14 protein-coding genes and 1 pseudogene are annotated in these 10781 nt (G+C 68.5%); 9 read left to right on the top strand and 6 right to left on the bottom strand.

Features of this window, described 5'->3' with window-relative positions:
- Nucleotides 1–123: pseudogene (locus WA967_RS00780) on the top strand (VOC family protein); the annotation flags it as partial.
- A 17-nt stretch (nt 124–140) separates the two neighbouring features.
- Here the strand turns inward: WA967_RS00780 and WA967_RS00775 are convergent.
- Both WA967_RS00775 and WA967_RS00770 read right to left on the bottom strand, forming a co-directional pair.
- Complete coding sequence (locus tag WA967_RS00775; RefSeq protein ID WP_424419003.1) at nt 141–959, bottom strand: G5 domain-containing protein; 819 nt, start codon at nt 957–959, stop codon at nt 141–143.
- A gap of 198 nt (nt 960–1157) precedes the next feature.
- The gene (locus WA967_RS00770) at nt 1158–1418 is read right to left on the bottom strand and encodes a hypothetical protein (protein WP_424419002.1); all 261 of its coding nucleotides are present in this window, start codon (nt 1416–1418) and stop codon (nt 1158–1160) included.
- 108 nt (nt 1419–1526) lie between these two features.
- On the opposite strand from WA967_RS00770, the gene WA967_RS00765 reads away from it, so the two are divergent.
- The 4 genes from WA967_RS00765 to panB are packed head-to-tail and all read left to right on the top strand — an operon-like array spanning nt 1527 to nt 4387.
- The gene (locus tag WA967_RS00765; protein ID WP_424419001.1) at nt 1527–2267 is read left to right on the top strand and encodes a DUF2520 domain-containing protein; all 741 of its coding nucleotides are present in this window, start codon (nt 1527–1529) and stop codon (nt 2265–2267) included.
- A 13-nt stretch (nt 2268–2280) separates the two neighbouring features.
- Nucleotides 2281–3132 carry a pantoate--beta-alanine ligase gene (gene panC, locus WA967_RS00760; RefSeq protein WP_424419000.1) on the top strand — a complete coding sequence of 284 codons (852 nt, stop codon included), beginning with the start codon at nt 2281–2283 and terminating at the stop codon, nt 3130–3132.
- The gene (gene panD / locus WA967_RS00755; RefSeq protein WP_424418999.1) at nt 3132–3521 is read left to right on the top strand and encodes an aspartate 1-decarboxylase; all 390 of its coding nucleotides are present in this window, start codon (nt 3132–3134) and stop codon (nt 3519–3521) included. Before panC ends, panD begins: the two co-directional genes overlap by 1 nt.
- Entirely contained in the window at nt 3521–4387 is an 867-nt protein-coding gene (gene panB / locus WA967_RS00750; RefSeq protein ID WP_424418998.1) for a 3-methyl-2-oxobutanoate hydroxymethyltransferase, read from the top strand. Before panD ends, panB begins: the two co-directional genes overlap by 1 nt.
- A 37-nt stretch (nt 4388–4424) precedes the next feature.
- Here the strand turns inward: panB and WA967_RS00745 are convergent, their stop codons facing one another.
- Both WA967_RS00745 and WA967_RS00740 read right to left on the bottom strand, forming a co-directional pair.
- Complete coding sequence (locus WA967_RS00745) at nt 4425–4817, bottom strand: type II toxin-antitoxin system VapC family toxin (protein WP_298863444.1); 393 nt, start codon at nt 4815–4817, stop codon at nt 4425–4427.
- Entirely contained in the window at nt 4814–5047 is a 234-nt protein-coding gene (locus WA967_RS00740) for a FitA-like ribbon-helix-helix domain-containing protein (RefSeq protein ID WP_424418997.1), read from the bottom strand. Before WA967_RS00740 ends, WA967_RS00745 begins: the two co-directional genes overlap by 4 nt.
- Nucleotides 5048–5307: 260 nt before the next feature.
- On the opposite strand from WA967_RS00740, the gene WA967_RS00735 reads away from it, so the two are divergent.
- Entirely contained in the window at nt 5308–6519 is a 1212-nt protein-coding gene (locus tag WA967_RS00735) for a hypothetical protein (RefSeq protein WP_424418996.1), read from the top strand.
- 16 nt (nt 6520–6535) lie between these two features.
- Here WA967_RS00735 and WA967_RS00730 read toward each other — a convergent pair whose 3' ends face one another.
- Nucleotides 6536–8731: a malate synthase G gene (locus WA967_RS00730; RefSeq protein ID WP_424418995.1), complete on the bottom strand. Its 2196-nt coding sequence runs from the start codon at nt 8729–8731 to the stop codon at nt 6536–6538.
- A gap of 85 nt (nt 8732–8816) precedes the next feature.
- On the opposite strand from WA967_RS00730, the gene WA967_RS00725 reads away from it, so the two are divergent.
- Both WA967_RS00725 and WA967_RS00720 read left to right on the top strand, forming a co-directional pair.
- On the top strand, nt 8817–9557 hold the full coding sequence (locus WA967_RS00725) for an IclR family transcriptional regulator (RefSeq protein ID WP_424418994.1): 741 nt from the start codon (nt 8817–8819) through the stop codon (nt 9555–9557).
- Between the two features lie 182 nt (nt 9558–9739).
- Nucleotides 9740–10018 carry a hypothetical protein gene (locus tag WA967_RS00720; RefSeq protein ID WP_424418993.1) on the top strand — a complete coding sequence of 93 codons (279 nt, stop codon included), beginning with the start codon at nt 9740–9742 and terminating at the stop codon, nt 10016–10018.
- 13 nt (nt 10019–10031) lie between these two features.
- Here WA967_RS00720 and WA967_RS00715 read toward each other — a convergent pair whose 3' ends face one another.
- Entirely contained in the window at nt 10032–10328 is a 297-nt protein-coding gene (locus WA967_RS00715) for a hypothetical protein (protein ID WP_424418992.1), read from the bottom strand.
- Nucleotides 10329–10494: 166 nt separating this feature from the next.
- Between WA967_RS00715 and WA967_RS00710 the strand changes: the two genes are divergently transcribed.
- Nucleotides 10495–10781: PadR family transcriptional regulator (locus tag WA967_RS00710; protein ID WP_424418991.1), on the top strand; the 287-nt coding region annotated here is incomplete at its 3' end.

Genomic DNA, 10781 nt, shown 5'->3' with positions numbered 1-10781 from the left:
CACGACGCGCTGGTCGCCGACGGTCACGTGATCGTGTCCGCACCGATCGACGGTCCGTTCGGCCGCACCTTCACCTTCGCCGACCCCGATGGCTACCGCATCACCCTGCACGACCGGGCCTGACGGCTGCCGCCGGCGGGTCAGTTGCAGGCGATGCCGTCCTTGTCGCGGTCGAGCTTGTAGATGTCGCTGCCGACGACTGTCGCTGTGCCGGAGAGGTAGGCGGGGCCGTCGCCGCTGCCGCCGGCGCAGTCGACATCGCTGGCGATGGGAACGCACGCCCCGGAGTAGTTCGAGTCGCAGCCGTTGCCGGGCTGCACCAGCGGCACGGGCTTCGTGACCGGCTGCGGCTTGAGCGTGCCGCGGGTCGTGACCTCGGTGACGGGCGCGACGGCGACTGTCTCGGCGGCGACCTCGCGGGCGATCTCCACGCCATCGACGTAGGTGACCTTGTAGGTGGTGCGCTGGGTGCCGTCGACGCCCGGGGTCGTGACCGCAGTCGTGCCCTCGGCGATGGTGGCGTCATCGACCGTGGTGCGCTCGAACGGGATGGGCGTGTCGACATCCACCTCGTCGAACGTCGTCGGCTTGGGCTCGGGCGTCTTGGTGTGCGTGGGCGTCTTCGGCTCGGTCATGAGCTTCAGGGATGCCGTGGGGGCCTGCTGCCCCGTGTCCATCGATGCCGCGCCCGCCACGCCTCCGCCGAGCACCAGCAGCGCCGCGGTGCCGAGTGCGACGAGTCCGGACTTGCGCGACTTCATTCCGATGCGTGGCACGGCGCCTTTGACGATCGTGAAGATCCCCACGCCGGCGATGAGAACGCCCGCCACCAGGACCAGCGGCCCCGCGACGCGGCCCAGGATGCCGCCGACGATCATCACGCCGAAGATCACCGCCAGCACGATCCAACCGCGACGGCTCTTCTTCGGTGTTCTGGAAGCGGGGCGCTTGCCGACCATGGGGTCACCTGAGTTCGGGCAGGGTCGCATGGCACGCAGCACGGCCTCGAAGCGTGTCTCGCGACGGATGAAGCGGGGCCGGGGTGCCCCGCGCGCCGGTGGGGACCGGCTGACCCACACGTTAGCGGGAATCGCGCTGAGGTGGGGAAGTTTCTTGAACCCACCGCGCCGACGGCTGTCAGTCGCCGTCGACGGCGGTCACGCGCTGAACGCGGGGACGGCCTCGATCAGCATCCGGGTGTAGTCCTCCTGCGGCGCCGTGAAGATCTGGCCGGCCTCGCCGAACTCCACCAGTCTGCCGTGCTTGAGCACGGCCACGCGGTCGGCGGTCTCGGCCACGACGCCCAGGTCGTGCGTGATGAACGGGTAGCTCAGCTCGCGCTCGCGTTGCAGCTCGTCCAGCAGTCGCAGGATCTGCGCTTGCACCGAGACGTCCAGCGCCGAGATCAATTTGATCAATCAAAGAGCAGATTTTATTTAGTAGTGCGCGCTAGTGATGCAGTTTGTGTTGTCACTGTGATCTCAGATTTTGAGTGAGATCGGTGTCGGGCGGATACTCGACCCGGTATGAAAACCCCGTCCGCACCCCTCGGGACGACTATCGCCGTCATCGGCGCCGGCCGTCTCGGCGGCGTGCTCACCCGCGCCCTTCGCGGTGCCGGATTCGCGGTCACCGGACCGCTGCACCGGGAAGAAGAGGTCCCGGCATCCGACATCGTCATCCTCTGCGTTCCGGATGCCGAGATCGCAGCCGCAGCAGCGGTCGCCCGCCCGCGTGCGGGACTGCTCGGCCACGTCTCCGGCGCCACCGGCCTGGACGACGCGGACTTCAGCATCCACCCGCTGCAGACCTTCACGGGCGGCGAGGCTCCCGATGTGTTCCACGGCATCGGAGCTGCCATCGCGGGCTGCACCGAAGATGCGGAGAGGACGGCCGCGCAGCTCGCGGAAGCTCTCGGCGCTCACCCGTTCCCTGTCGACGACGCCCACCGCGCGGGCTATCACGCCGCCGCCTCCCTCGCCTCGAACCTGCTGCTGGTCGTGCTGGACGCGGCCGAACAGGCGGCCGTTGCCGCCGGCATCCGCTCCGACGAGATCCGCGAACTGCTGGCCCCGCTCGTCGACCGCACCGTCGAGAACTGGGCCACTCAGGGCGCAAGCAGAGCGCTCACCGGGCCCATCGCCCGCGGCGACGAGCAGACCGTCCGCCGCCAGCGCGACGCGATCTCCCAGCAGACCCCTGCCCTTCTCCCGCTGTTCGACCAGCTCGCAGACGGCGCCCGGGCGCTCGCGCGGGCGCACCATTGAGACGGAGGGCGTCATGAAGATCATCCGCACCGTCGACGGCGTCCGAGAGGCCGTCCGCGAAGCCCGAGCCCAGGGAGGCACCGTCGGCCTCGTGCCGACCATGGGCGCCTTTCACGCCGGGCATCTCTCCCTCATGCAGGCCGCGCGCGCCGCGAACGACCTCGTCGTGGTCTCACTGTTCGTCAATCCCACCCAGTTCGGCCCCACCGAGGACCTCGACGCCTACCCGCGCGACGAGGCTCGCGACGCCGAGCTCGCCGAGCAGCAGGGCGTCGACATCCTGTTCGCCCCCGAGGCTGCGGAGATCTATCCCGATGGCTTCGCGACCACCATCCATGTCTCAGGGCTCACCGACGTGCTCGACGGTGCCGCGCGCGGAGCGTTCCACTTCGATGGCGTCGCCACCGTCGTCACCAAGCTGTTCGGCATCGTCGCACCCGACGACGCGTATTTCGGGCAGAAGGACGCCCAGCAGGTGCTCGTCATCCGCCGCGTCGTCCGCGACCTGAACCTCCCCGTGCGCATCCACGCCTGCCCCATCGTGCGCGAGCCCGACGGCCTTGCCATGAGCTCGCGCAACGTCTACCTCGACGCGGATGCCCGCCAGCGGGCCGCCGCGCTGAACCGGGCGCTCGAGGCTGCGGCATCCGTCCACGAGGCGGGGGAGCGGAACGCCGCGGCCATCGTCGGCGCCGCTGAGCGCGTGCTCGCGGATGCCGGCATCCTGCCCGACTATCTCGAACTGCGCTCGAATGACGATCTGCACCCGCTCGAGACCGTCGACGGTGACGCGCTGCTGGCGGTCGCCGCCCGCGTCGGCGCCGCACGACTCATCGACAACCACGTCCTGAAGGGAACCCGCTGATGCGACGCACCATGCTGAAGTCAAAGATCCACCGCGCGACCATCACCGGAAGCGACCTGAACTACGTCGGATCGATCACGATCGACGCCGACCTGCTGGACGCCTCCGACATCCTCGAGCACGAGCAGGTGAGCGTCGTCGACGTGAACAACGGCTCGCGCTTCGAGACGTACACGATCGCGGGAGAGCGCGGCACCGGCACCATTCAGGTCAACGGCGCGGCCGCTCGCCTGGTGCACGCCGGTGACACGATCATCATCATCTCCTACGGCGAGTACTCGGCGAAGGATCTCGCCGCCTACGAGCCCACCGTCGTGCACGTCTCGCGATCGAACGAGATCATCCGCGTCGACGACGCGGTGGATCAGCTGCTCACGGAGGCCGTCTGATGAGTGTCGCGGGCGCGCCTCGCCCGCTGACGCTGGGCGATCTTCAGGCGAAGAAGGGGGCCGGCGAGCCCATCGTCATGGTCACCGCCTACGATCACCCCAGCGCGCAGATCGCCGAGCAGGCCGGTGTCGACATGGTGCTGGTCGGCGACTCGGCCGCCATGACCGTGCTGGGCTACTCGTCGACCGTCCCGGTCACGACGGACGAGATGCTCATGCTCACCCGGGCCGTGCGGCGGGGGTTGACGCGGGCGCTGCTGGTCGGGGATCTGCCGTTCGGCTCGTACGAGGCATCCGACGTGCTCGCTGTCGAGACCGCTCAGCGCTTCGTGAAGGAGGCCGGCTGCGACCTGGTGAAGATCGAGCGCGGCGGCACCACCGTGGATCGCGCGCGGGCGATCGTCGCTGCGGGCATCCCCGTGGTCGGGCACGTCGGCCTGACCCCGCAGAGCGCCACGGCTCTCGGCGGCTACCGCGCGCAGGGTCGGACAGCGGATGCGGCACTGGCCGTCATCGACGATGCGCTGGCACTGCAGGACGCCGGCTGCTCGCTGATCGTTCTCGAGGCGATTCCTTCCGAGGTGACCTCTCTTCTGCAGGAGCGGCTGCGGATCCCGACGATCGGGATCGGGGCGGGAGCGGATGCCGACGGCCAGGTGCTCGTGTGGCACGACCTGCTGGGGATCTACGACGGGCCCGCGGCCAAGTTCGTCAAGCGGTTCGCGGAGGTGCGTTCGGCGTCTGTGGCCGGTGTCTCGGAATATGCGCGCGAGGTGCGGGCGCGGGAGTACCCGGCGCCCGAGCACGCGTACGGGATGCCTGCCGACGAGGCCTCGCGGCTGAAGGAGCTGCTCGCGCAGTGGTGAGGCATCGGCGTCCGCCAGCGCGCTCGATGCCCGATGCTCAGGGCGAGACGACCTCGATCGCGCAGTGCTTCTTCGCGGCCTTCGCGAGGTGCTCGTCATAGGTGAGCAGCGGGCATCCGAACGTCTCGGCGAGAGCGACGTAACTCGCGTCGTAGGCGGAGAAGTTGTGACGGAGCGCCATGGCTCTCGGTATCAGCGAGAGCGACGGATGCAGATCCACGCGGAGCAGTCGGAGGAAGCTGACGGCATCGCTGAGGTCCCTGTCGGCGAGCTTTCCACCGAGATTCATGCCGCGCAGGCCGGATGCCACCTCGACGGGAAGAAAGTCCGGCGCGAGCAGCCGGTCGCCGGACAGTCGATCACGCAGAGGGTTCCTCCGCCCGATGTCGGCGATGAGATCGATGACCGCTGACGCGTCTGCGACTATCACCGGCCCTTCCTGCCCTCGTGGATCGCGCGGACGATGTCCTGAGGGTCGATCTTCGGCCGTGGCGGTCGAGCCTCTATCTCCGCGAACAGTTCGGCCAGGGTCGGCTTCGCGGCGAGCTCCGTAAGTTCTTCGGTGAGGTACTGCTGCAGTGACTGACCGCGCGCCTCGGCCCGTGCGGTGAGCACGGAGTGCACCTCGGGGTCCAGGTTCCGGATCAGTACGTTCGGCATGCTTACAGTATGCATGCGCGATCTTCGTTTCGACAGTGGGCGTAGCTCATAGCATCCAGCGTGCAGTGGGCCACCGACCTCGGGGAGAGGGGATTCCAGCAAGTGTGGAGAGCTCACGGGAATGTCGAGATGTGCAGGAACAGGTGTGTCTCTTCTGCACATCGGGTGCTCACCCGCGATTTCTCCACAGCCACCGTGATCGGCGGGCTCTGGCGTCGGCACCCGCTCTTAGCGTTGCCGGCATGAACTACAGATCTCACATGAGGACCCCGTCTGCGGTGCGCGTCGACGTGACCGTCGCGGATCACCCCGAGTACGACCGCACGCTCGAGCTGCCGTCGGATGCTCCGCGCTCCTGGCTTGCGGAGGCGTACCTGATGAGCGTCGGCTACGAGCCGCCGTCAGAGATGGAGTCGGGCGATGAGGAGCGCTGGGCGTATCCGGAGGCCCGATGGGACCCCTATGGCCAGGTCACGCGTCAGACGGAGGAGGAGCGTCGGCTGCATCTGCCGTCGTTCCCGCATGAGGCCGTCATGCGGAAGGGGTACCCGTACGATGCAACGCTCGGCGATCAGTCCGTGGCCGTGCTGAATGCCGAACGCGGGACCGCTCTGGGGCAACCTGCGAGCGCGGAGTGGCAGACGGCTGCGCCGCCGTTCCGCATCGATCGGGTGAACGAGGAACTCGCCCGCAAGTATGGGATCGTACTGCCGTACTTCAGCAGATCCTCTCTCGACGGGGTCGAGCGCGGCATCCGCCCCTCGTCGCTGATCCGGTCGCTGTTCTCCAGGCTGACACCGGTGCGCAGACTGGCGCTGCACGCGCACCTGGAAGACTGCGGGATGCTCGACAACGTCGCACTCGCACAAGCCGATGCTCGGTCGGCCACCGAAGCGGTGCGCACACTGCTGCACCGCGTCGGTGACGGGGTGGCGCAGGACGCCGAGAGCGGTTGGCTTCCGACGGCGTTCACGGCCGATCTCGCAGGGGACCTCGGCTGGAAGGCTGCTGATGTCGACGCGCTGGTGTCGTTGGTGCGGGAGGCCAGGATGCTGCGCCGTCTGCGCGGCGAGGTCATCGTGACCGCACTGGGGAAGAAGCTGCTCACGGAGCCGGCGCGTGGGGCGAGCGCGGTAACCGACTTCGTCGCCATGGGCAACAGGCGCTCGTACTCGTACACGAGCAGGGCGCTGCCGCACTTCGAGACTGCCGCAGCGCTGCTGGCCATCGCCGACGGCTCGGCACTCACTCTCGCGGATCTGCCTGGGCTGGTCGCAGCCGTCTCGAGCAGGGAGGACCGCGATCGTGAGGATCGCTGGGACGGGTACATGTTCGGCGGGGCATCGGATGCGGGCACCATCGACGCGCAGATGGAGATCCTGGCCGAACGGCTCCGGATGCTGTCCGCGCCCGGGGCCTACGGCGAGATCAGCCCAGCGATGCGCGCCGTGGCGCGGGCAGCCCTGATGTGAGCGGGGAAGCCCAGCGTCAGCCCCTCTGCCGGGCCTTCTTCGCCCGCCGCAGGGCGTGCAGGATCGGCTCGGTATAGCCGCTGGGCTGGGTCGCGCCCTCCATGATCAGCCGACGTGCGGCGGTGTAGGCGATGCCGGGCTCGCCGTCGCCGAACGCGAGCGGCTCGTAGGCGGCATCCGCTGCGTTCTGCGCGTCGACGACCGGCGCGAGGCGGCGCAGGGCGTCGTCGACCTGGTGCCCGGTGATCACGCCGTGCAGCAGCCAGTTGGCCAGCAGCTGGCTGGAGATGCGCAGAGTGGCGCGGTCCTCCATGAGGGCGATGCCGTGGATGTCGGGCACCTTCGAGCATCCGACGCCCTGGTCGATCCAGCGCACCACGTAGCCGAGGATCGACTGCACGTTGTTGTCGAGCTCGGTGGCCACGACCTCATCGGTCAGCTCACCGGGGGCTGCCAGCGGCGGCTGCAGCAGCACGTCCAGCGATGCGGGGTCGTACGCCGGCAGCGACGGCCGCACGGCGAACGGGTCGACCTGGTGGTAGTGCAGGGCGTGCAGGGTCGCGGCGGTCGGCGACGGCACCCACGCGGTGGACGCCCCGGAGCGCACGTGCCCGATCTTCTGCTCGAGCATGTCGTGCATGAGGTCGGGCATGGCCCACATGCCCTTGCCGATCTGCGCGCGTCCGTCCAGGCCTGCGGCCAGGCCGATCTGCACGTTGCGATCCTCGTAGGCCTGCATGAACGGCTGCGCCTTGATGCGCCCCTTCGGCAGGAACGGGCCGGCATGCAGCGAGGTGTGGATCTCGTCGCCGGTGCGGTCCAGGAATCCGGTGTTGATGAACACCACCCGATCGGATGTCGCCGCGATCGACGCCGCGAGGTTCGCCGAGGTGCGACGCTCCTCGTCCATGATGCCGACCTTGATCGTGCGCGCCGGAAGGCCCAGCAGCTGCTCCACGCGGCCGAACAGCTCCGCTGCGAACGCGGCCTCGTCGGGCCCGTGCATCTTGGGCTTGACGATGTACATCGAGCCGGTGCGGCTGTTGGCGCCGCGGTTCGCGCCGACGAGCTCGGGCAGTGCGCCGAGGGCGGTCATGATGGCGTCCAGGATGCCCTCGAAGACCTCATCGCCGTCGCGGTCGAGCACGGCATCCGTGCGCATCAGGTGGCCGACATTGCGGATGAACAGCACCGACCTTCCGGGCAGGACCAGCTCTTCGCCGTCCCGCCCGGTGTAGACGCGGTCGGCGGCCAGCCGACGTGTGAACGTGCGTCCGCCCTTGCTGACCTCCTCGGTCAGCGTGCCGTCCATCAGCCCGCGCCAGTTGGCATAGCCGAGCGTCTTGTCCTCGGCATCCACCGCCGCGACGGAGTCCTCCAGATCGACGATGGTGGTGATGGCGGACTCCAGCACGATGTCCTGCACGCCGGCGGCATCCGTCTGCCCGATGGATCCTGCGCGATCGATGGCGATCTCCAGATGCAGGCCGTTGTGCGCGAGCAGGATCGCGGTGGGGGCGGTCGCTTCGCCGGCGTGACCGACGAATGCGGCCGGATCCGCCAGACGACGGATGCCGGTGGCGGTCTCCACGACCAGGCCCTCGTCATCCACGCGATACACCGCAACGTCGGCGTGCGAGCCCTCTTCGAGCGGGGCGACCTGGTCGAGCAGCGCCCGGCCGCGTGCGATGACCTCCGCACCGCGAGCCGCGTTGTAGCCGCGACTGGGGGCGAGGGCGCCGGCCTGGTCGATGGCGTCCGTGCCGTACAGCGCGTCGTACAGCGAACCCCAGCGGGCGTTCGCGGCGTTCAGCGCGAAGCGGGCGTTCAGCAGCGGCACCACCAGCTGCGGCCCCGCGATCGTGGCGATCTCGGAGTCGACGTTCTCGGTCGTGATCTTCGTGACCTTCTGGGTCGCTGAGCCTGTCGAAGCGTCGAGGTACCCGATCTGCTCGAGCAGCGTGCGGTACTTCGTCGGGTCGGGCATCCCGGGAGTCTCGCGGTGGAACGCGTCGATGCGCGCCTGCAGTGCGGCCCGTGTCTCGAGAAGCGCTGCGTTGCGCGGACCGAGGTCGTGCACGATGCCGGAGACGCCGGCCCAGAACACGTCGGCGTCGATTCCGGCATCCGCCAGCGAGGTCTCGGCGAACTCGACGATCTCGCGGGCGACCTTCAGGTCTGCTCGGTCGAGGTGGGTGGTGGTCGGGGTCATGACGGCTCCTTCGGGTCTGGTGGTGCACTGACCACGGTAGAGAGATCGGCGAATTCTGGAGTGATGATTCCGTATTGTGAAAGTCATGACCTCCGCTCCCGTCCAATCCGTCGCCCGCGCCTTCGCTCTGCTCGAGGCGCTCGCCGCATCCGGTGGTGAGGCTGCGCTGGCATCCCTTGCCTCGCAGACCGATCTCGCCGTGCCGACAGCGCACCGGCTGCTGGGAACCCTGCACCACCTGGGATATGTACGGCAGCTGGAGGATCGCCGCTACGCGCTCGGTGCCGGGCTGATCGGACTGGGAAGGCAGGCGGTGCCGCAGGTGGCGGAGGCCGCGATGCCGCTGCTGACCGGGCTGGAGGAGGCGTTCCACGAGACCGCGAACCTCGCCGTGCTCGACGGCGACCTGGTGCTGTACGCCGGGCAGGTGGCGTCGCGGCAGCGCATGCGCATGTTCACCGAGGTCGGACGCCGGGTGCTTCCGCACTCCACGGGTGTCGGCAAGGCCATGCTCTCGACCATGCCCGAGTCGCACGTGCGCGCGCTCATCGAGCGCACCGGTCTGCCGCGCTTCACTCCGCAGACTCTGGTGGATCCGGACGCGTTCATCGCCGACCTGCGCCGGTCGCGCGCCCGCGGCTTCGCCGCCGACGACAGCGAGCAGGAGGTCGGTGTGCGGTGCATCGCCGTCGCTGTGCCGGGGCTGGGACAGCCCACCGCGCTGTCGGTCTCGGGTCCTGCCGCGCGGATCACGGATGCTGTGGTGCCCGACGTCGTGGCCGCCCTGACCGCTGCCGCCACGGAGCTCGCCGTCGCCGGGCGCTGACGGTTTCGGCCCACGAACGGAGCCCTGCTGCAGATTCAGCGTCAGATCGTGTGGCCGTTCCGGTGCCCGCTGGGCGGCGTCTGAGAAGCCGCATGCTCGACGGGTCGTGAGTCCGGTAGCGACTGGGTCGCGAGGATGCAACCCCCCTCCGTGCCCGGCACTCGACTGGTTACTGTCGGCGCGTGGACGGCACCAGGATGAAGGCCATCACGTGCGTGGAGATCGACGGACGACCGTTCCTCCTGCGCGGGGACCGCGAACTGGGCGAGGTGATGGCCGACATCGAGGCAGCCGCAAGCGGAGACGATCCGAAGTTCGTGCAACTCATCGGCGGCGAAGACGCAGTGAGTGTGCTCGTATCCTCCCGCACCAGGGTCATCGTCACAGTGCGGCATGACAGGGTCGACCACATCGCGCCCGATGAGACGACGTATCTGCAGACCGAGGACTGGGACCTCTGAGGCGAAGCGCGACTCAGGTCAGCTGATCCAGCACCAGCTCACCGCGGGAGTTGAGCAGTTCCATCATGCGCTTGAGTCGCGCGGCGTCGACGGCAGGTGCTTCCTTGCCGTCGAAGGCGATGATCAGGGGGATGCTCGGATTCATCCAGATGGTGAGGCGACCCGTGCCGACGTCGGTATCCGGCACCCACGTCATCATGAAGCTCTCATGGCGCCGCAGCTTCGTGCCGATGATGATCTTGAGGTGCGCCAGAGTGGAGTCGTCCACGTCGATCGGCGGACGCGAACTGTTGTACTCGAGGGTTCCCATGACAGAACACTAAGCCCGTCGAAGCCTCGCGGATCGTCGACTTCGCGCCTGGTGTTCGGAGCGGCACCCCGTATCGGGGCAGCCCTTTGCTGAAGCTTCAGAAAGGTCTTGCTGAACGATGCTTACCGACATATCGTTAAGCATCGTTCACGTCTGAGGAGGCATCATGAATGGATCATTCCCGCAGGGTGGATTCGGGTTCGGATCGGGCGACCGATCGGGCGGCCCGCTGGGCGGCATCTGGGAGGCGATGGAGCAGCTGCGCACGCAGTTCGAGCAGCGCACCAGCAGTCCTCGCATGGCCCGCGGCGACGTGCGTGCGGCCGTCATCAGCCTGCTGGCCGAGCGTCCCATGCACGGCTATCAGATCATCACCGAGATCGCCGACCGGTCCGGCGGAGCATGGAAGCCCAGCGCCGGGTCGGTGTACCCCACGCTGCAGCAGCTCGCCGA

Source organism: Microbacterium sp. (assembly GCF_049650565.1).
Lineage (GTDB): Bacteria > Actinomycetota > Actinomycetes > Actinomycetales > Microbacteriaceae > Microbacterium.
The sequence above is the reverse complement of the archived record's forward strand: the minus strand, read 5'-3'. Positions and strand labels throughout refer to the sequence as shown.